Annotated in this window: 13 protein-coding genes and 3 pseudogenes; 10 read left to right on the top strand and 6 right to left on the bottom strand. The window is 69.4% G+C overall.

The window, feature by feature from the left end:
• Positions 1 to 96: 96 nt before the first annotated feature.
• Both ACWDA7_RS37495 and ACWDA7_RS37490 read left to right on the top strand, forming a co-directional pair.
• The gene (locus tag ACWDA7_RS37495) at positions 97 to 1122 is read left to right on the top strand and encodes a DNA polymerase Y family protein (RefSeq protein ID WP_450610521.1); all 1026 of its coding nucleotides are present in this window, start codon (positions 97 to 99) and stop codon (positions 1120 to 1122) included.
• Positions 1083 to 2099: pseudogene (locus tag ACWDA7_RS37490) on the top strand (IS630 family transposase); the annotation flags it as partial. The gene ACWDA7_RS37495 and the pseudogene ACWDA7_RS37490, both read left to right, overlap by 40 nt.
• 123 nt (positions 2100 to 2222) lie before the next feature.
• Here the strand turns inward: ACWDA7_RS37490 and ACWDA7_RS37485 are convergent.
• The gene (locus ACWDA7_RS37485; protein ID WP_450610519.1) at positions 2223 to 2816 is read right to left on the bottom strand and encodes a GNAT family N-acetyltransferase; all 594 of its coding nucleotides are present in this window, start codon (positions 2814 to 2816) and stop codon (positions 2223 to 2225) included.
• A pseudogene (locus tag ACWDA7_RS37480) lies at positions 2813 to 3511 on the bottom strand (IS256 family transposase); the annotation flags it as partial. The gene ACWDA7_RS37485 and the pseudogene ACWDA7_RS37480, both read right to left, overlap by 4 nt.
• A gap of 1192 nt (positions 3512 to 4703) precedes the next feature.
• Here ACWDA7_RS37480 and ACWDA7_RS37475 point away from each other — a divergent pair.
• From ACWDA7_RS37475 to ACWDA7_RS37465, 3 genes are all read left to right on the top strand, one after another.
• Entirely contained in the window at positions 4704 to 5876 is a 1173-nt protein-coding gene (locus ACWDA7_RS37475; RefSeq protein WP_450610517.1) for a TIGR03118 family protein, read from the top strand.
• Positions 5877 to 6359: 483 nt separating this feature from the next.
• Positions 6360 to 6947, top strand: a complete 588-nt coding sequence (locus ACWDA7_RS37470) for a hypothetical protein (RefSeq protein ID WP_450610515.1) — start codon at positions 6360 to 6362, stop codon at positions 6945 to 6947.
• A 219-nt stretch (positions 6948 to 7166) separates the two neighbouring features.
• Positions 7167 to 7373, top strand: a complete 207-nt coding sequence (locus tag ACWDA7_RS37465) for a DUF6417 family protein (protein WP_450610513.1) — start codon at positions 7167 to 7169, stop codon at positions 7371 to 7373.
• Between the two features lie 1407 nt (positions 7374 to 8780).
• Here the strand turns inward: ACWDA7_RS37465 and ACWDA7_RS37460 are convergent.
• Entirely contained in the window at positions 8781 to 8987 is a 207-nt protein-coding gene (locus ACWDA7_RS37460) for a hypothetical protein (protein ID WP_450610511.1), read from the bottom strand.
• Between the two features lie 88 nt (positions 8988 to 9075).
• Between ACWDA7_RS37460 and ACWDA7_RS37455 the strand changes: the two are divergent.
• Together ACWDA7_RS37455 and ACWDA7_RS37450 are read left to right on the top strand one after the other, a co-directional pair.
• Positions 9076 to 10173: pseudogene (locus ACWDA7_RS37455) on the top strand (integrase core domain-containing protein).
• Between the two features lie 97 nt (positions 10174 to 10270).
• Positions 10271 to 11410, top strand: coding sequence for a hypothetical protein (locus tag ACWDA7_RS37450; RefSeq protein ID WP_450610510.1), 1140 nt, complete (start codon positions 10271 to 10273; stop codon positions 11408 to 11410).
• A gap of 577 nt (positions 11411 to 11987) precedes the next feature.
• Here ACWDA7_RS37450 and ACWDA7_RS37445 read toward each other — a convergent pair.
• Positions 11988 to 13133 carry an NAD(P)/FAD-dependent oxidoreductase gene (locus ACWDA7_RS37445; RefSeq protein WP_450610508.1) on the bottom strand — a complete coding sequence of 382 codons (1146 nt, stop codon included), beginning with the start codon at positions 13131 to 13133 and terminating at the stop codon, positions 11988 to 11990.
• Between the two features lie 482 nt (positions 13134 to 13615).
• Between ACWDA7_RS37445 and ACWDA7_RS37440 the strand changes: the two genes are divergently transcribed.
• The 3 genes from ACWDA7_RS37440 to ACWDA7_RS37430 are packed head-to-tail and all read left to right on the top strand — an operon-like array spanning position 13616 to position 17676.
• Entirely contained in the window at positions 13616 to 15721 is a 2106-nt protein-coding gene (locus ACWDA7_RS37440) for an MMPL family transporter (protein WP_450610506.1), read from the top strand.
• Positions 15722 to 15775: 54 nt separating this feature from the next.
• A complete protein-coding gene (locus tag ACWDA7_RS37435) occupies positions 15776 to 17014 on the top strand; it encodes a sensor histidine kinase (protein WP_450610504.1) in 1239 nt (412 codons plus the stop codon).
• Positions 17011 to 17676 carry a response regulator gene (locus ACWDA7_RS37430; RefSeq protein WP_450610502.1) on the top strand — a complete coding sequence of 222 codons (666 nt, stop codon included), beginning with the start codon at positions 17011 to 17013 and terminating at the stop codon, positions 17674 to 17676. The genes ACWDA7_RS37435 and ACWDA7_RS37430 overlap by 4 nt, the downstream gene beginning before the upstream one ends.
• 116 nt (positions 17677 to 17792) lie before the next feature.
• Here ACWDA7_RS37430 and ACWDA7_RS37425 read toward each other — a convergent pair whose 3' ends face one another.
• A complete protein-coding gene (locus tag ACWDA7_RS37425; protein WP_450610500.1) occupies positions 17793 to 18215 on the bottom strand; it encodes a hypothetical protein in 423 nt (140 codons plus the stop codon).
• Positions 18212 to 20435, bottom strand: a 2224-nt coding sequence (locus tag ACWDA7_RS37420) for an ATP-binding protein (protein WP_450610498.1), incomplete at its 5' end; no start/stop codon positions are given. The genes ACWDA7_RS37425 and ACWDA7_RS37420, both read right to left, overlap by 4 nt.

Raw genomic sequence — 20435 nt, 5'->3', positions numbered from 1 at the left:
GACAAATCCGTCGCGCACTACACCCGCACCGCCCGACTCAAAGCCGGATGAAACTCAAGCAAAGTGCACGTGTTCTGACCACCAAGGAGACCTAGCGTGCTCAGTCACACCTGGGATGCGACGGCACACGAGGTGTCGACGGTGATGCATGTGCGCTGCTCCGATCGTCTGTCGGAAGAGGCCTACCGGCAGGTTCTGGAGCAGCTCGCGGAGCTCTCCCCTCTTGTCCAGGCCCTGCCGCCGTCCGCGGCCCTGGTCGAGCTGAAGGGTGCCCTGGGCTACCACGGGGCCGACGCCCGCAGGCTGGGCGAGGTGCTGCGGGTGCGCACACTCTCCCGCCTCGGTTTCGACGTACACGTCGGCATCGGTCCCTCGATCACCGTAGCGGCGACTGCCTCCGGCCAGATCGGTCCGCCCGGAGGTGTCCTGGCCATCGACCCCGCCCACGTCACCGAGTGGCTCGGCGCGCTGCCCGTGGAAGCACTTCACGGCATCGGATCGCGCCAGGCCAAGGCACTGCGCGACTACGGCATCCGCTGTGTCGGCTTACTCGCCGCCACGCCCTCGGCCACGGTGCAACGGCTCCTGGGCGGCAGGTACGGGCGCCTGGCCGCCGACCGGACCCAGGGTATCGACCCGCGCCCCCTCGTCCCGCGAGCACTGCCCGCCTCCGCCACCGTCACCTGTGGCTTTCCCCGGCACACCCTTGACGGCGGCGAAGTCCGCGCCGCCCTGCTCGATCTGGTCGTCCAGCTCGGACACCTGCTGCGCCACCGTGGCCAGGCAGCCGGCGCGCTGATGCTGAGATACGTTCGCCGGCGGGCCCTCGTGGGAGAAGACCCGCCGCCTGCCGAGGTCTCCGCGCTCGAGGAGGACCTGCGCCTGATGGCCTACCGGCTGATCGATGCCGCGGGCCTGCAACGCGGCCGCCTGATCGGCCTGATTCTCAAGGCCGAGGACCTGGCCGACGCCGACCGGATCGCCCAGCAGATCAGCCTGGACCGCACTCGTGAAGCGCGTCTGGTCGCCGAAGGAGGTCAGCGACCGCATCCACGACAGGTTCGGTCCCGGTGTCATCGGCCCGGCCGCACACCAGCTCGGTGCGGTTTCGGCGCGCGATGATGCTGCTGGCTTCGGCCGGCGGGAATCGGGTTCCAGTGATCGCGAAGCTGGTGCGGGCCGACGAGGACACCGTCCGGGATGTGATGCACCGGTTCAACGAGATCGGGCTGGCCTGTCTGGACCCTCGGTGGGCGGGAGGCCGTCCCCGCCTCAGCGATGACGACGAGGACTTCGTCATCCAGACGGCCACCACCCGCCCGATCAAGCTCGGGCAGCCCTTCACCCGCTGGTCCATCGCAAACTCGCCGCCTACTTGCGGAAAGTGCACGGCCGCGTGATTCGGATCGGCCGCGAGGCGTTACGGTGCTTGCTCGCTCGCCGCGGTAACACCTTCCAGCGCACCAAGACGTGGAAGGAGTCGCCCGACCCGGAGCGCGACGCCAAGCTCAACCGCATCGAGCATGTCCTGGAGCGATTTCCCGACCGCGTGTTCGCGTTCGACGAGTTCGGGCCGCTCGGCATCCGGCCCACCACCGGGTCGTGTTGGGCCGAGCATGGACACTCCGAGCGGCACGCCGCGACCTACCACCGCACCCACGGCATCCGATACTTCCATGGCTGCTACTCCATCGGCGACGACACCCTGTGGGGCGTCAACCGCCGCAAGAAGGGCGCCGCGAACACTCTGGCCGCGCTCAGGTCGATTCGGGCGGCCGGCCCGGACGGCGCTCCGATCTACGTCATCCTGGACGACCTCTCCGCCCGCAAGGGCGACACCATCCGGCGCTGGGCAAAGAGCACCGAGTCGAGCTGTGCTTCGCCCCGACCTACGCGTCCTGGGCCAACCCGATCGAGGCCCACTTCGGACCGTTGCGGCAGTTCACCATCGCCAACTCCCATCACCGCGAGCACACCGCGCAGACCCGAGCTCTGCACGCCACCTGCGCTGGCGCAACACCAACGCCCGCCACCCTGACGTGCTAGCCGCCCAACGCCGCGAGCGCGCTCGTATCCGCAGTGAGAAGGGCATCCGCTGAGGAGGGAGCCCCCTCCCTTCCGCACAGCTCCAGGTCCTCAGGTCGAGGACTGCATGACGACCTCTCACCCTCTCCGCTCGGTTCCTCGAAGTTGGCCAGATAGCGGTTGAACATAGTTGTGGATCAGCATGTTCTCGGTGATCCACTTCGTCGGGTGCGGCGGTAGTAGAGCATCCCTTCGTGGTCTGGTTCGAGGTCGGGGAGGGTGAAGCCTGCGGATTCGGCGCAGTTGCGACTGGCGTGGTTGTCGGCGTCGATGCCGCAGAAGAACGTCTGGACATCGCCGGCGTCGGGGTGGGTGAGGACGGCTTGGAGGGCAGAGCGGCCGTATCCGTGCCGCCACCGGTCGGGGTCGACCAGATAGGCCAGGCCCATGGCGAGCCGGGGGTCGGCGTCGGACAGGATGGGGCCCTCGGGACCTTCGCCGTGGTAGCGGACCCAGCGGTCATAGACGTCGCCGCAGACGAACGCGACCGGCGTCCCGGCATGATCCAGGCCGATCCACCCGTGGGAGCGCAGCACCACCGCGCCGCGGAAGGCGGTGCAGGAGTGCTGGCTGATCAGCCGCAGCTCACGGTGGATCCAGAAGCGGCCGCCCAGGCGCCTCTGGACCTCGGGGTGGTCGAACCAGTGCTCGATCTGGTGCGCCCCGGTCTCGGTCAGGGGCTGCAGCCGCATCCCCGGGCCGTCCGGCTGGGTCTGCGAGGGCCGGCTCATGCTGCCGCCTGGCGTTCGACGAGGACGCCGTTCTCGAACTTGGCGCCTGTGCGGACCAGGGCGACGAGGTGGGCTCCGGTGATCGCGCGCCAGCGGGCCTGGGCGGACTCGACGAGCTTGAACACCATCGCGAGGGCTGCGGCCGGGCTGCCGGCGCCGCGGGTGACCTTGGTGCGGAGTTTGACGGTGGAGAAGGTCGACTCGATGGGGTTGGTGGTCCGCAGGTGGATCCAGTGCTCGGCGGGGAAGTCGTAGAACGCCAGCAGTTCTTCCCGGTCGTCGGTGATCTTCGCGACGGCCTTGGGGAACTTGGCGCCGTAGGTCTTCGCGAACGCCTCGATCGCCTTCTCGGCGTGCGCGCGGTCCTCGGCGTTGTAGATCTCCTGCATCGCTTTCGTCGCGCCGGGCTGTGCGGATTTCGGCAGGGCGTTCGTGACATTCCGTGCCTTGTGGACCCAGCACCGCTGGTGCCGGGCGCCCGGGAACACCTCCGCCAGTGCCTTCCACAGGCCCATCGCGCCGTCGCCGACGACCAGCTCGGGATCGCGCATGCCCCGGCGGCGGTAGTCACGCAGGAGGTCGGCCCACGACTCGGTCGACTCACGCAGCCCCTCCGCCAGCGCGATCAGCTCCTTGGTGCCGTCCAGCCGTACACCCATCAGCACCAGGACGCAGGAGTGCGCCTGTCCCAATCGATGTCCGTCGAGACCTCGGCCGAAGTCCGCGAGGAACCGCGGGTCGAACTCGGGCCAGTTCCAGAATTCGAAGCCGAGATAGCCGAACGCGAAGTAGTCGTCAGCCCAGGCCCAGGCGCGAAGATCGGAGGCGGTCCCGCAGTGCCGGCACGTGACCGTCGCCTCTCCGGTCACGCGCCAAGTGTTGAAGGCTTCGTCGAACGGCTCACTGGCGCCTTCGATGGGCTCCCAGACCTCGGTGAAGAAGTCGGTCCGGCTCGCGCACTGCGGGCAGGTCGCGTACTGCGCGTCGCCCTGGCCGCCGTGGAAGATCGTGCGTCCGGTCTCGATCTTCAGTCCGTCCGTCGGCGCCCAGTCTGACTGGATGACCGCCTTCGTCCAGTGCTCCCCGGGCGGGTTACCCAACCGCGCCCCGAGAACGCAGTCGGTGCGTTCGGCCCGCACGATTCCCTCGCGCACGAGCCAGTCGAGTGCGCGGCCGGCGAGCATCGACGCCTCAGCGGCGGTGGCGTCGAGGTCGACGATGGTTTGGAAGTGATCACCCATGGCGCCGACGATAGGACCTACTGGTGCAGTACAGCAGCGAAGTACAGCAACCACAGCAACCGACCTCGTCCGGTGACACCCTCAGGAGGTCATGGCCCGGCCGCTAGCACCACTACCGACCGTTCCACATAGAGCTACGGATCAGAAGGTCCCGTGCCCCATCCATGCCCGATCGCACGGGGAACCGCGGGGAACCAAGGTGACGTCTGTCGTTGTCGGGCAGGATCATGATCCTGCCCGCACGATCAACGCGCCTGAAAAGCGGAAGGTCGTCGTTTCGACCCCGGCCCCAGCCACAACCGCCCTACCAGGGCAAACACCCCCTCCGGGATCTTCCGGAGGGGGTGTTTTCGTATCGGGTACGCCAACGGCCCCAGCCGCGCCTTTCGCCCATGCCCCTCGACGGCAGCCGTTGAGGGGCAGCACGGGTGCACATCCCGGCCGTGCGGCTCAGCCTTTCGGACGAGTCAGAACCATGCACGGCCTCGCCCGAGGCCGTCCCGCAGCGGCCTTTAACCCGCGAGAGTGCAGCCCGCTCGGCCATCTGGCCCATGCGCAGCGTGTCCGGTTCGGGGGTCTTTGGGTACGGGCCAACCTCGCTCCCAAATGCCGGGGCGAGGCTACTGACTGAAACAGGAGCATCTGCATGGCATCACGAGCAACGGCCCGTAAGCCCCGCCCCGGCCTGCGGCGGCTGACGGCGGTTGTGCTGACCCTGGGTACGGTCGGCGCGGTCGCGGCCGCGCCGCCCAGGATGGGACACACGCCGCACCAGGCCCATCACGGTTTCCGGGAGCGGGACCTCGTCTCCGACATCCCGGGCAGGGCGGAGAAGACCGACCCGAACTTGGTCAACCCCTGGGGCCTGGTCCGCAAGACCACGGGTGAGATCCTCGTATCGGACAACGGCTCCGACAAGGCCACGGCCTACTCAGGCGCCCTGGACAACCAGCCGGTCCACATCAGCCCGCTGGTCGTGCCGTTCGTCGAGGGCGCCGCTCCGACCGGGGTCGTGCGCAACGACAGGGGCAGCTTCCGCTTCACAGATGACGGGAGGTCCGGCCCCGCCCGGTTCCTCTTCGCGGGGGAGGGCGGCGCTCTGTTCGCGTTCAACCCTGAGGTCAGTTCGCGCGCCGTCCAGGTCGCGTTCGAGCCCGGCGCCGTTTTCAAGGGCCTGGCGCTGGTGCCGGGCGAGAAGAGGGACAAGGAGCACGACAAGAGGGGTAACAGAGGCAAGAGAGGCGGCAATTGTGACGAGCCACGCATCCTCGTCGCAAACTTCCATGACGCCCGCGTCGACAGCTTCGACACGAATTTCGACTTGCTGCCGCCTGACCACCGGTTCCAGGACCCGCACCTGCCCCGTCGCTTTGCGCCGTTCGGCATCAAGAAGATCGGCGAGAGGATCTTCGTGACGTACGCGAAGCAGGACGCCAAAAGGGAGGACGACGTCCCCGGGGCGGGCCACGGCTTCATCGACGTGTTCAGCACCGAGGGCAGGCTGCTCGAGCGCTTCGCGAGCCGGGGGCCGCTCAATTCGCCCTGGGGTCTCGAAACGGCGCCCAGGGGATTCGGGAGGTTCTCCGGTGACTTGCTCGTCGGCAACTTCGGAGACGGTCGCATCCACGCCTTCGACCTGAAGAGCGGCCGGTTCGAGGGCACCGTGAGGGACCGCAAGGGTGAGCCGATCGTGATCCCCGGCCTGTGGGGGTTGCAGCGCGGCACCGACCGGTCCGGCGGCGAGGAGAGTGTCTGGTTCGCCGCGGGAATCGAAGACGAGGAGCACGGGCTGCTCGGAACCCTGCGCTCCGAGAAGTAACCTGTCACCGCAGCTCGAGTGCTCGCCGGGCGGCTACACCCGCCGGGCGAGCCGCTGCGCCGGCCCCGGCCTCTCGCCCTCGCCAGTCGTGAGGGCCCCCGTCAGGTCGAAGCCCGGGGTGTCGGACCACGGCTCGGTGCCCCACTGGCCGGTGCGCCTGGCGAGCGTAAGCAGGGAAAGCGATGGGGCCACTTGCCACGTCGCCGGGATCGGCGCACGGTCCGGGGCAGTTCTGACACCGGATTGATACCTGGCGTGACACGGGCCCACGGCGGGTAGAGCCCGATGGCTGGGACAGCGGAAGCCCCAGGGGGTGTACCGGAAACACACGGTGGGGGGAGTCACGTGTCGACGTCAACGGGAGAGCCCGCTAACGGTGGCGGCGGGGACGGGGATGGCGAGCCGGACGGGAGAGGAGACGGTGACGACGGTCGGTCTGGCACAGGATTGCGCGGAGTTTGGATTACGGTAATCGGCGGCATCGTGGCGGCGCTCCTGGGCGCAACGGTGCCGTGGCTTCTCACGCACGACGAAAAGCCGCCTGCCCGGCCGGAGGCGCCGGTCTCACCGACAGACCCTGGCGGCAGCAACGGCTCCGGCCAGCAGGACATTTCCAACAGTTCCACCGGGCAGGACGGCGGTGACAGCTCTAGCGGGCAGGACAGCGGTGGCACCACGGGCACGCCCACGCCCGTGGGCACCAAGACGCGGAAGGGGTCCTGGCCAGGACAGCGCGGCTCCCTAACCCTCACCGTCACCGAGGTCGAGAACCAGGCGGGCCGTATCCGCCTGCACGTCACAGCGGACAACGGCGGGGGCGAGACCGTCAGCCTTCCGCTGTACGGCTACTTCGTCGTCGACGACGACACCGGTCATCGTTACCATGCCGACCCCAACAGCGGCACCTGGGACGGGGAGGTACCGGCTGGCGGCTCTCTGAGCGGATGGATCGAACTCGAAGACTTCGTCCAGCCGGAAGCTCGGTGGTTGACCATCTCGTTCACCCATATCTTTACCTTCCCTGCTCCTCAAGGCGGTATCACGGTCCAAGGCATCCCCGTTCCCCGCTGACCGCTGGGCCCGGTCGACGCCGACCGGGCCCCTCGTCATGTCTGGGGAATCCAGGGCTGTCCCATAAATGATTTCCGGGGTTGATCCGGCCGGCGGCTCATGGAGCTCTCTGGCCCACACTTCGCTCCTCAGCCCCGACTGGTGTCCTCGCTGGCCGGGGTTGTTCTCGTCATGGCTGGCGTGTGAGCGGCTGGTAGCGGCCGGCTGCGTTGCCGAGGTGTGGACGGTGATGACTGCGTCGACGTTGATGAGATCGGCTTCGCTGCTGTCGGGTGCTCGACCGAGGGTCTGGCTCTGCTCTTTCTTGAGGAGGCGCGCGAGTTGCTGCTCCGACTGGTGGCGGTTACCCAGGACGGCGGGCCGATGTCCGCCGAGGCGGACCGGCTGGCGCGCAAGATCGCCGCCCGCGTCCCCTCGGAGAACTGACCGCATCGCCCAGACGGGCCGCTCATGGAGGGCCGCACCCACCCGGGATCCGGGTGCGGCCGTTGCGCGTTCCGATGCTTCAACTCTTACCCCGGCGCTTTCAGGAAGGAATAAAGCCGACGGCTGCGCCGCCGATGCGACGGCGAAGGTGAGCTGCGCCGGCGCGGTGGTGCGGATCGTAGGCCAGGATGTGGCCGTTGGCCGGGTGTGGAGCATCGAAGAGGTCTGCCAGACGTGCGCGGCGCTGATCCCGAACGCCGCCGGCCCCGCCCGCGCCGCGCGCCCCGTGCCGCCGCCCGCGCACACGATGCCGGTCCCGGCCCGCTCCAGTGTCTGAGGTAGGAGTCCGGGGTCTCCTCGTCATGCGTGGCGTTCCCCATCCTCACGCCCGGAAACTGTGGCGCCGGGCGCGTCTGGCTGCGGGTGTTCGGGGTGTGTTCGGTGGTGATGTCCGGGGTTGCGGGGTGGTGGGGAGCAGCCTGGTGGCGGGCGATCGGGCCGTGGCAGTGCATGGGCCTGGCCGGTGTGATGGTCGCGGCGCGCGGCCGGGGCGGCCCGTGCGGGGGCGACCTGCCGGTGTGTGGTCGCTGTGGCGCGCTGGTCGGGCTGGATGTGGCCGGTCGGTGCCCGCCGCGGTTCAGGGTTGAAGATGGTGGTCGTGTATGCGGTGGTGCATTCCGCTGGCGGTTGCTGACAGCCAGTCCTTGAGAGTGAGGCCGTTTTCGCCGTGCCATGCGGCTTGGGCGACTGCGTCGATGATGGTGCAGGTCCAGCAGTCGGGTACGGGGATGAAGGCGTTTGATGGCGAATCAGTGTGTGTCGGTCGGATCCCGCAGGTCGTTGTGCATGCCGCGTGTTGCTCCGGTCGGATGGTCGGTAGGTGAGCTGCGCTCTGGGCCCCTCGCGGCTTCCGGGCGGGCCGGTGTGTGGATTGCGGCCTGATGTGGGGCGGTGTGTCGGTCGGGTCGGGAGTTCGCCGGTGGGGCGATCACTTCCGCGGTAGCGTGGCTCAGCTGCTCGGGTCGGGAGGGTCCGGTCCGACGGTGGGGGGCGTGTCCGGCGGGTACGAGGCTTGCCACGCCACAACCCGCCCCCTTAAGACCGCTCTGAAAGCCGGCTGACTCGCTGTCCGCGAAACGCGGGGCTTGGCTGCTGTCGTGGCTGCCTGCGCCTGTGTTGTCGTGCGCGTGAACCTGGTGCGGTGGGGGTGATGGCCGTCGAGGTTCACGGGCATCGTCTTGGGGTCGTCGCGTGCTGGGTCCACGCTGATGCAGGGGGTGGGCCTGGGGCCGGTTGGCGTCGCTGCCGAGGGGGTCGAGAGCGGCCAAGTTGTGGCCGGGGACGGTGGGGGATGTCGCGGCAGTGGGTCAAGGCGAAGGAGATCAGGCCGATGAAGATCGGGCTGGATCAGTAGCCGTAGCCGCCGTTGCCGCTTTCTTGTGTGGACGGGGCCGCCGGGGCGGGCGTTTTGATGGGGGCGCCGTGTGCGTTGAGGGTGTACCAGATGCCGTCGATGCCCTGTCCGTTGGTGTCGCCGGGAGCGTGGTCGCCTGCGTAGTAGTACAGCGGGTGCCCGGCGTATGTGGCCTTGCCCTTGCCGAATACCTCATCCATACAGGTGGGAGCGGGTTTCGGTGTCAGCCGTGGTTACCTGAGTCTGCCTCTCGCGCGGTTGGCGGTGGTCGCGGCATGATGATCGGTCGTGCTGCTGAGACTGGCGTACCTGAGCGTGACGAACGCGTTCGCGATGCTGCGGCTGCTGCCGATGGGCCAACGTGAGAAAGATGCAGAAATTCTGGTCCTGCGCCATCAGATCGTGGTGTTGGAGCGGCAGCTGAACGGGCAGCAGGTCCGGTTCCACGCGAGCGACCGGGCGTTCTTTGCGTCACTGCTCCACGGCCTGCCGCGAGAGGTGCTGCGCGGGATGCGACTGCCGGTGCGGCCGGACACGGTGCTGCGATGGCACCGTAACCTCATTGCCCGCCGACACGCCGCCCGGTTCCGACCGCAGCGCGGAGGCCGGCCGCGCACCGTGCACTCGATCCGAGCGCTGGTACTGCGCCTGGCCAGGGAAAATCCAAGTTGGGGCTATCGGCGCCTGCATGGTGAGCTGCTCGTGCTCGGGGTGAAGGTAGCGGCGTCCACGGTCTGGGACATCTTGAGGGAGGCCGGGATCGACCCGGCACCCGCACGCACCTCCAGCACGTGGGCGGGCTTCCTGCGCTCCCAGGCCGACGCACTGCTGGCCTGTGACTTCTTCGAGACCGTCACCCTGTCCGGGGCCCGCTTGTACGTGTTCGCCGCGATCGAGCACGCGAACCGCCGGATCCGGATCCTGGGCGCGACCGCGCATCCGACCGCGTCCTGGGTGGTTTAGGCCGCGAAGAATCTTGTCATGGACCTCGAGGACGCCGGCTGCCGGGCGCGCTATTTGATCAGGGACCGGGACGGGAAGTTCCCGCAGTTGTTCGACGAGGTTTTCAAGGACGCGGGTATCGAGGTGGTGCTCAGCGGCATCCGGATGCCGCGGATGAACTCGATCATGGAGCGGTGGGTGCAGACCTGCAGGCGAGAGCTGTTGGACCGCACGTTGATCTGGGACCAGCGCCATCTCCTGTATGCCCTGCGCGAGTTCGAGGCGTTCTACAACGAGCACAGGCCGCACCAGGGTCTTGCGAACGCCCGCCCCCTCCGCCCGCTGCCCGCTCCGATCGAGGACCCGGACCGGATCGCCCATCTGGACATACGACGACGAGCACGACTTGGCGGCACCCTCCACGAGTACCAACACGTGGCCTGACCAGCATGGATGAGGTATTCGGCAAGCGCAGGGCTAATCCCCACCCACCCGACCGTGAGCACACCCAACCCGCCAGCTCACAGAGTCGGAGCCCACTATGACCCGTCCCAACCCCGAGCCCGAGTCCGACGACCGCTCGTTCACCTTCCTCGCAACCGCCTGCGTCCTGGTCACCCTCGAAGCCCGCGACGAGCAGGCAGCCCGCGCTGCCTACGAGGGGATCAACGACGAGACGTTCAGCATCAACGTCACCACCGGCGCCGGCCACCAGCTCGACGACGTGTCCGTGGAAGACACCAGCCCCGAGCTGTACCGGGTCGACGGCGAGGAGCCCGGCGAACAGTGCCCGCGCCCCGACTGCCAAGGCCACCTCATCAACGGCCGCTGCACCGACGCCGACTGCTACGCCGCCGCACGCGAACGCATCTTCACCTTCGCGCTCGCCCAGGTCCTCGCCGCCGCCGAACACGCCACCGCCGCCACCACCCACATCGACTGCGACGAGCAGACCGAGCACCCCGCCCATCTGTGCTGGCTCAAGAACGACGGCACCGCCCTCGCCAGCAACGGCCACGACCCCAACGCCACCCACACCGTCTACGCCGACGGCTGGCACCCCGGCACCGAACCCGCCCTCGGCGACGACGAGGACCCCCACCACGCCATCGACCTCCACACACCCGACGACGACGGCACCACCCTCCTCGGCACGCTCCGCGCCGCCGCCACCAACGGACATACCGAATTCCTGCTGCGCATCACCCACAACGGCCCCGGCACCACCCCCACGGTGCCCCGGCAACACACGGCCCGGCCCACTCCGCCAGGCCGCACACGCCCATCGAATGGAGCCACCGTGGCCAAGACCATGGCACTCGACGCTGTCACCGAACCCGACGAACTCCGCGCCCTGCTGCGCGAGATCTCCGAGCGCCTCGCCGTCGCCCTCAACGAAGAACACGGCGACGCCATCGTTCCCGGCCGCCGCGTCCGACTGGTCCGCATCACCCCCGGCTGCATGGTGAACCTCACCAGCATCGTCCAGGCCGACGCAACCGGCAAGAAGAAGAAGGACCGCTACGACGTGCTGGTCGACGAGAGCTCCACTGAAGCCCTCCGCAACGACCCACGCGTCGACAACACCCGCCGGGCCACGCGCCCCGAGCCCGGCGTGCTACGCCAACTGGTCACCTCCGTCCCGACCGAATGCATGATCCTCGCCGACCGCGACAGCTGACCGGCCCCACCTCCCACGGCCCCGCGTCGGACACCCACCGGCGCGGGGCCGCCCGCCGCATCCGCGACCGCAGACAGGAAGGAAACCCGTGACCGCGACCGGGATCGTGCTCCGCTTCCCCGCCGCCGACGTCCTCACCGCCGCCGAAGACGCCACCAACGCCACCGCGTACCGCACGTTTTTCGACAACCCTCCGCCCGGCCCCTACCTCGTCCTGACCGCCCAGTACGGCATCTACCTGATGAGCAACGCCCTCAAGCCGCAAGGCACCACCGCCGTACGCGCCTTCGCCGAAGGCCGGAACGAGGACACCGACCCGACCGGATACCTCCCCTTCTGCAGCGTCATCGACTTCTTCCCGCTCAACGCCCCCACCGAAGGCGGCAACACCCTGTTCGAAGCCCTCCGCGCCGAGGCCGCCGACAGCAAACACCTCGTGCTCGCCTTCAACCGCGACTTCAGGGACCGTCCGGTTTTTCCGGCTCGTGTGACGCGGAGGCGCGGCTTTACGAGCCTGTTTCGGGCGCACGCAGACGCACCCGCCGGGCCGCGGTGCTGGCGGCGCTTGCCGGGGATGTCACGGGGGGAACCGCTCCGGGCGGAAGTCCGCAAGCAGCTCATCTCTCTTTCCGCTGAGGATTTCCGAAGCAAGCAGCCGGCCGATTACCGGCCCGAGCGTGATGCCGCTGTGGGAAACAGCCTCGTAGTAGCCTGGCACAGACGGTACCGCTCCCACCGAGGGGAATCCGTCGGCTGGGATGGGCCGGTTGGCTACCCGTGTCTGTGCGATGCGGGAGTTGCCGAGTTCGGGAACGACGTGCCGCGCCGATTCGTGGAGCAGATGTGCGAGTTCCGCTAAATCTTCGCCTGTGCCGATGAGTGCGTCGATCTCTCGGCTGTGGAGGACCATCGAAGCCTCTCCGTCAGGACGGATCTCGATGTGAGGTGCGTGCATGGCTCGGTGAACCGGGACCTGAGCACAGCCGATCCGGGTGACGACGCCGGGTTCCCGGCGCATTGGCAGATGCCGTGCGATGAGCCCGGCGACGTGTGAGGCGCTGGGGCCTGCTGCGTTCACGACGGCGTTGACGTCGAGACAGCTCCCATCGGACAGAGCAACTGTCCGGATGCTCCCGTCGGCACCGGTGCCGATGCCACAGACCGCGGTGCCGGACCGGTGCTCGGCGCCGGATGCAACGGCCTGGCCGACCAGGCGGCCGACGAGATGACGTCCGTGCACCCAGGCTTCGTCGGGGTAGAACACGACTGGAACCTCGCCGGGCATCGTGAGGGCAGGTTCGAGGCGGCTGCGCACCTCGGTCCCCGTGTACACCTCGGCCCGGTAGTCCCAGCTGGCCAGCAGTTCGGCTGTTTTCAGCAGCTTCGCCTCCGCCGCGGGATCGTCAGCCCAGCGCAGGTGGCCGCTGGGATACCACCATGAGTCTGGCCTGATGGTCCGGGCAAGCTCACGGTAGGCTGCCATGCCCGCAACGTTCAGGTCGAAGTAGGACTTGCGCGCGGTCTTGTTGCTGGCGTTGACCCACGAGAAAGACCAGTTGGTGACGCCTTCGCCCGGCTGGCCTGCATCGATGAAGACCACCTTGGCGCCGTGCCGGGACAGGTTCCAGCCCACGCTGGCTCCGAGGATGCCCACTCCGATGACAGCAACACGTTCAGGCCGCTTCACGGACGCGATCCTCACGAACGCCCCTTCCCAGATCATGGACGAACTCCGGTTTCTAGCATGCAAGCATGCGGAACGGTTCGCGCTATGAACGGGACAGGTAGGCCCCGGAATCGGGCGCCGGAGCGGCGGGCGCGCCGATGATCGGCGGCCTCGTCGGTCCAGTGGCCATACCGCCGGCCAAGAGGCCCGCCAACTCCCTTGATCAGGGGGTTCATCACAGCTTCCTATGCGCCGCGGCCGGGGCGCTGCTGGGACAGCGTGGGCATGCCCAGGTCCACCCTGTCTGCCGCGGCGGCTCGGTGGGCCTGGGCGCGCTTGCTGCGCAGGAACTTCACGGTGAGGTCGAGTGTCCACCGGATGGGGCCGTGCTCGCGTCGCGGTACTCCCCGGGGAGTAGCCGCGGCCGCACACCGCCCCACGCAGTACCCCTCGACTCGCCCTCAGGCGCGACGACGTGCCATCCGGCCGCCGGAAGTCTGGGAACACACCCGGAAACCACGACGGAGGGAGCCCGAGACATGGGGGCGGCAGCGATCACGAAGCGGGGCGGACGACGGCCACGAGCCGTGCCATGGGTGGTGCTCGGGCTGTGGCTGGTCCTCTTCCTACTGGCCGGGCCGTTCGCGGGGAAGTTCTCCGGAGCTCAGCAGAACGGGGCCGTCGACTATCTGCCCGACAGCGCGGACTCGACCCGGGTGGCGCGTGTCCAGAACGCGTTGCCGGGCGGCGAGTCGACCGATCTCGTCCTCGTCTACCACCGCGACGGCGGGCTCACCGCGGCCGACCGGCAGCGGGCCGCCGACCAGGTGTCCGAGATCGGGACGACGTACGAACTGACAGGCAGGCCGAAGCCGATCAGGTCCCAGGACGGCGGCACCGTCATGTACGCGGTGTCCAGCACTCGGCCCGGCCAGGACGAGGACGCGCGCAACGCCTTCGTGGACGGTGTCCGCGACGTCGCGCGCGGCACCGACGGACTCAGCGTCGAGGTGGGCGGGCCCGGGGCTCTGACCATCGACATGAGCAAGGTGTTCGGCTCGCTCGACGGCACCTTGCTGTACGCGACGCTCGGTGTCGTCACCGTGCTGCTGATCCTCATCTACCGCAGCCCGTTCCTGTGGCTGGTGCCGCTGGGCGTCGCCGGGGCCGCCGCGGGCATGGCGATGGCCGGCGCGTACGGCCTCCACGAGGCTTTCGACATCACCATCAGCGGTCAGAGCGGCGGGGTGATGACCGTCCTCGTGCTGGGCGCGGGTACCGACTACGCGCTGCTGCTCATCTCCCGCTACCGCGAGGAACTGCGCCGCCACGAGCGGCCGTACGACGCCATGCGTGCGGCGCTGCGCGGCTGCGGCCCGGCGATCCTCGCCTCCTCCGGCACCGTGGCGGCGGGGCTGCTGTGTCTGCTCTCCGCCGACCTCAACAGCAGCAGCGGCATGGGGCCCGTCGCCATGGTGGGTGTCCTGTCGGCCCTCGTCGCGATGACCACGTTGCTGCCCGCCCTGCTCGTCCTGCTCGGGCGCCGGGTCTTCTGGCCCCTGATCCCCGCCTTCGGCGGCGAGCCGCAGTCCCGCCGTTCGTTGTTCACCGCTGTGGGCTCCCTGACCGCACGCGGCCCCCTCACCGTGCTGGTCGGCGGCGCCGTGCTGCTCGGCGCTCTCGCCCTGGGCACGCTCAACCTGCCCGGAAGCCTCAGGCAGGCGGACTCCTTCACCGAGAAACCCGAGTCGATCGCCGCCATGCAGACGTTGGCCCGCGCCTACCCCCAGCGCAGCAGCCAGCCGATCACCGTCGTCGCCCCGACCGACCGCGCCTTGGCCGTGCTGGACAAGGTCCGTTCGACGGACGGGATCGCTGACGCCACGGCCGGTCGCAGCGGCGGTGGCTGGACCGAGATCTCCGTCCACGCTGACGCCGCCCCCGAGACACCCGGTGAGACCCGCACGATCGAGGCGCTGCGCGCCGGCCTGGACCGGTCCTACGGCGCCTATGTCGGCGGGCCCAGCGCGCAGCAGCTCGACCTCGCCGACAGCCAGGCCCGGGACCGCCGGGTCGTCGTACCGCTCGTCCTCGCCGCCGTGTTCGTCATCCTCGTGGGACTGTTGCGCAGCCTCGTGGCACCGCTGATGCTGCTCGTCGCGGTGGTCGCGGTGTGGGGCGCGGCGCTCGGCATCGGCGGGCTGGTCTTCCACCCCCTGCTCGGCTTCGAGGGGACGGATCCGGGGCTGGGTCTGCTCTCCTTCGTCTTCCTGGTCGCCCTCGGCGTCGACTACGGCATCTTCCTGATGCACCGCATGCGCGAGGAGTCCCTGGCGGGCGCCGCGCCGCAGACGGCGGCGCTCACGGCCCTGCGCACCACCGGAGGGGTGATCGCCTCCGCGGGCGTCGTCCTCGCGGCGACGTTCGCCGTCCTCACCACGCTGCCGCTGGTGGGCCTGGTCGAACTAGGCTTCGTGATCGCGGTCGGCGTACTCCTCGACACGTTCCTTGTCCGTACGTTCCTGGTGACGACGGCGAGCATGCTGCTGCAGCGGAGGGTGTGGTGGCCTGGCCGGCTCTCGCGCGCGCCCGAGCGGCCGGCTCCGCCGAAGGAGCCGCAACCCGCGACCGCCTCCTCGCACTGACCGACCGGTGCCCCTCCCTCCCGGAGGGGCACCCCCGTGGCGGAGGATGAGCCCGTGCAGGCAATCACGACAGCGGTACGGCCACGCCGGGGCGAGCGCATCATCGCCGCGCTCAACCGGGACCCGAGGACCGCACCCCACGGCGTGCGCAACGACGCGCTGGTCGCCGTGGCACTCGCCGTCTCGGCCGTGTGCCTCGGCCTGTTCACCGACCAGTCCCGCCACCCCGACGCGCTCGGCTGGACGCTGCTGCTCGCCGCCCACGTGCCGATCGTGTGGCGGCGGCGCCGTCCGCTGCTGGTCCTGGCGGCGGTGGTGGCGCTCGTCGCGCCCTACCACGCCCTGGACAACAACCACGGCGCACCGCTCCCCGCCTCGTTCGTCGCCCTGTACACGGTCGCGGTCACCGGCCGTCCCCTGCGCACGATCCTGACGGGCACCGCCGTCCTCGGGATCGTGGTGAGCGTGATGCTCACAGTGAACGCCCACCAGGCCCTCGGGCTCCTGCGCGTCTCCGGCTGGGTGATCGCGGTGCTCTTCTTCGGCGTCGACGTCCGCTACTACCGTCACTACGTCGCCTCGATCGTCGAACGCGCGGAGCGCGCCGAACGCACCCGTGAGGAGGAGGCGCGCCGGCGTGTCGCCGAGGAGCGGGTGCGGATCGCGCGTGATCTGCACGACCTGCTTGCGCACAGCATCACCCTGATCGGGGTACAAACCTCCGTGGCCGTCCATGTGCTGGCCGCCGATCCCGAGCGACTCGACCGCGCGGCGATCGCCCGGGCACTGGAGGACATCGCCGAGACCTGCCGCACGGCGCGCGGTGAACTGCGCACCACCCTCGATGTGCTACGTGAGCAGGGCGCGGAGGGCGAGGCACGCGGGCCGCTGCCCGGCGTCGACGGCGTCACCGATCTCGTGGTCGCGGCTCGGCTCGCCGGCGCCCGCGTCCAGCAGACCGTCCGGATCCGTCAGGTCCCGCCCGCCGTGGGTGCCGCCGCGTACCGCATCGTGCAGGAGGCGCTGACCAATGTCGTTCGGCACGCCGGACCGGAACCGGTCGTACGTGTCGACCTCCACGAGAAGGACGGAGCCCTGCACCTGTCCGTGACCGACGACGGCACCGGGCCCACCCCCGGTGGAGTCCCCGGCTACGGGCTCGTCGGCATGCGGGAGCGGGCCCGGAGCGTGGGCGGCACCATCGACGCCGGGCCACGGACGCAGGGCGGCTTCGAGGTGGCCGCCGTCCTGCCGCTCATGACCACCGTCACCACTTCGGAAAGGGCCGGATGAGCATCCGAGTGCTTCTCGCGGACGACCAGACCCTGGTCCGCTCCGCGTTCGCCATGCTGGTCAAGTCGGCCCGCGACATGGAGGTCGTCGGACAGGCCGGCACGGGCAGGCAGGCGGTGCAGCTGGCCCGCGAGGCACGCGCCGACGTGGTCGTGATGGACATCCGCATGCCCGACCTCGACGGCATCGAGGCGACCCGGCTGATCGCCGCCGACGAGGATCTGGCCGGGGTGAAGGTGCTCGTCCTCACCACCTACGACACCGACGAGAACATAGTGGAGGCGCTGCGCGCCGGTGCCTCCGGCTTCCTGGTGAAGGACACCAGGCCCGCCGAACTCCTCGACGCCATCCGCACAATGGTGGCCGGTGAGGCACTGCTGTCGCCGGGGCCAACGGCCCGGCTGATCGCCCGCTTCCGCCGCAGTCCCGTCGCGCCCACGACGGGTGGACCCGAATGCCTGTCCGACCGTGAACGTGAGGTGCTCACTCTTGTCGCACGCGGCCTGAACAACACCGAGATCGCCGAGTCCTTGGGTCTGAGCCCGCTGACGGCCAAGACCCACGTCAGCCGGATCATGGGGAAGCTGAGGGCGCGGGACCGGGCGCAGCTGGTCATCGTGGCGTACGAATCGGGGCTGGTGACGCCGGGGACCGGTAAGTGAGTCGGCATCCTTCATAGGGCGTGACCAGCGCGGACGTGATACGCGGCGCCCGCGGGTCCTGCCCGGGACGTCACCCGCCCGGCCCATCGCAGAGAGCCTTCCGCGCCGTCGAGCACTTATTGCTGGGTGTTGGTGTGGTGCTGGGTGAGGGCCTGCCAGCGTCGTTCGAAGTCGTCGACGTGCTCGCTGATGTCGTGGACGGTGATGGGCTTGCTGTACTGGGCGGTGACCCCGTGGACTGCGCAGTCGCGTTCGATGGCGTCCAACGCCGGTGTACTGCCGCCTACTCGGTGCTCGGCCCAGATCGTGTAGAGCCGGAAGGACAGAAAGTAGCGGCGCAGGGTGGAGGGACTGATGGGTTTTCCGCTTCGGCCGTGCATGCCCCTGTCGGCGAGATAGGCATACAGCTTCTGGCCGGTGGGTTCGTCGCCGTGCTGCGTTTGGTACTTCCTCCACGCGAGGTAGTAGCGGTCGACGAGGGTGGGATGCCTTCCTTCGGCCGGTGTGTGGGGTGAGTGCCCGTCGATCGTGGCCTTCACGTGCGGGCGGCGCTTCTCCTTCGTGGCGTGCGTGGCGTGGGTGCCTGTGTCGGAGGGTATCGGCTCGGGGTCTTTCCCGGCGGCGACGGACTCGTGTGGTGCCTGCACTGCAGGGTCGGCAGTAACCCTTGCGGCTGGCGATGCAGTGCCGGTGTTCGTCGCGCGTTCTTGGAAATCCGCGACGAGCGCTTCGTGGTCCTGGTCCTGGTGCGGGGCGGGTGGTGTGCCGGTGGCCGTGGTGCTGTCTTGCTCGTACACGTAGGTGGCCTGAGCGGCGTCGGGCTGGGCGGGGTGCTTTCGTGCGTGGGTGAGCTGGGCGTCGGCATACTCCTTGGCGGCTTCCTCGTCCGTACGCCGCGGGCTTGCCAACCGGTCAGGTGCTGGAGTCGAGGCGGACGTTGTGGGCGGCAGGTGGTCGCCCCGTGACTGGTGAACCGCTCGGGGTCCTCGAAGGCGGTCTGCCGGGCGATCGCGGCGATCAGGTAGAGCACCGCGCGTCCGATCAGCGCCTCCAGCGGCTGCTGGTGCAGGACCTCGGGCTTGTCGAACGCGGCCTTCGGCGGCAGCTTCAGCCCGGTCGTGGTGATCACGATCATGTCTAAGGCGCTGGACGCGTCCAGCCGCACCGGCGGCAGCGTTGGGTCGAAGACCATCCTCGCGAGGGAGTTGGTGGCGACGATGCGGATGAGGCCGGCGAGGGTGGCGGCCGCGTCCTGCCGTTTGCCCGCCTCGCGCGTGGCCATCTCCTGAAGGACCTCAAGGACGCGGTGCATGGACGGGGCGTCGCCGGCGGCGGCCTGTTCGACGGCGTGGTGGAGGACCTCGCCGTTGGTGCTCATCGGGCCGATGCCGAGCTGCAGGGTGAGGTAGGACAGGGCGTAGTGGCGGCCGTCGGGGCCGTTGAACATCCTTAAGGGGTCGATGGACACCTCGGCCTGAGCGGCGTCGATGATCTGGACGCGGCCCTTGGCGGCGGTGCGGGCGAAGGTGGCCCACTCGCGGACGGGGGTGCGGTCGATGCAGATCGCGCAGCCGCCGCGCGCCCACACCGCTTCCGCGATCAGCTTCTGCAGGACGCTCTTGCCCGCGCCGAGATCCCCCACGATGCCCATCGAGGCGGACGCGTCGACCTTGGGCGCATCCGCCACGTTGATCATGACGGGGCGGGTGGTGCCGCTGTCCAGGTCGATGCCGAGGAACATCCCGTTGGGGTCGCCGACCTCCGCAGCGGTGAAGGCGCCGCCGAGTGCCCAGTCTTCGGAGACCTGGTGCTGGGTGAACTCCCGTACCACGCCGGGCCGTACGGTGCCGGGCAGGCCGAGGGTGAACAGGGCCTCCTGCAGGCCGGCCGGGCGCACGGCCCGGTAGTCGGCGCCGCCGAGCAGCGCGGCAAGGGCGCGGGCCCGGGCGTCGCAGACGGCGGCGGTCGGCCCCCACACCGTCAGCACGGTCACGGATTGCACCTCGACCTCCACGCTGCTGCGGGAGAGACGGGCATCCAGCTCGCCCAGGTCGCGGGCGGCCTCGGTGAGCGAGGCGGGCATGCCGATGGGGCGGGCGTCGTACTGGTCGGCCTGGTCGATCAGTTCGTTCTTCTTGCGCCGCACCTGGTCGCGGGCCTTCTCCGCGGGCACGAGGGTGAGGTCGACGGTGTAGTCGACGGGAAAGTCGAGCATCTCCAGCTGGGCGAACAGGTCCGCGGCATCCTGGCTGACCGCGGGCGGGCACTCGGCCAGCGCCACCTGCGCCTGGTAGCCCACCCCGGTGTCGGATTCGACCTGCAGCCAGCGCCGCCCCAGCGGCGAGCCGGCCTTCAGCCTCCACCAGGCCGTGCGGCCCGACCGCGTGATACTGCCCGCGCTCCTGAGTTCGCCTGCGTCGTCGAGGTCGGGGTCGATGCCGCCTTCCTGCAGACGGACCTGGCCGAGATCGGCGTAGCTGGGGGAGCGCAGCACGCCATCCCGGATCTGCCCGCCGTACAGGTCGCTGGTCTCGGCCTCCGCCAGCAGGGGCTCCGCGAGGCCGCGGTGGAGGGCATGCTGGATCATCCACACGATCTCCGCCGGACGGGCGGGGCGGAAAGCGATACCGCCGGCAAGCGCAGCCTCCACCCGCGAGGCCTGCGCACGGTAGGCGCTCACCTCGCGCCGGGCCACCGGCGCCGGCCGCATGCCCAGCATCGGCGCGACCTCGGCCCACGCCGCACCGACAGACGCCGAC

This window comes from Streptomyces sp. NPDC001156 (assembly GCF_053598275.1).
The sequence above is the reverse complement of the archived record's forward strand: the minus strand, read 5'-3'. Positions and strand labels throughout refer to the sequence as shown.

What these genes read in the sequence shown, in the direction of transcription:
- ACWDA7_RS37475 (WP_450610517.1), top strand. Translation starts at nt 4,704, where the DNA reads ATGGCATCACGAGCAACGGCCCGTAAGCCCCGCCCCGGCCTGCGGCGG.
- ACWDA7_RS37440 (WP_450610506.1), top strand. Translation starts at nt 13,616, where the DNA reads ATGGGGGCGGCAGCGATCACGAAGCGGGGCGGACGACGGCCACGAGCC.
- ACWDA7_RS37485 (WP_450610519.1), bottom strand. Translation starts at nt 2,816, where the DNA reads ATGAGCCGGCCCTCGCAGACCCAGCCGGACGGCCCGGGGATGCGGCTG.
- ACWDA7_RS37460 (WP_450610511.1), bottom strand. Translation starts at nt 8,987, where the DNA reads ATGGATGAGGTATTCGGCAAGGGCAAGGCCACATACGCCGGGCACCCG.
- ACWDA7_RS37445 (WP_450610508.1), bottom strand. Translation starts at nt 13,133, where the DNA reads ATGATCTGGGAAGGGGCGTTCGTGAGGATCGCGTCCGTGAAGCGGCCT.
- ACWDA7_RS37450 (WP_450610510.1), top strand. Translation starts at nt 10,271, where the DNA reads ATGACCCGTCCCAACCCCGAGCCCGAGTCCGACGACCGCTCGTTCACC.
- ACWDA7_RS37430 (WP_450610502.1), top strand. Translation starts at nt 17,011, where the DNA reads ATGAGCATCCGAGTGCTTCTCGCGGACGACCAGACCCTGGTCCGCTCC.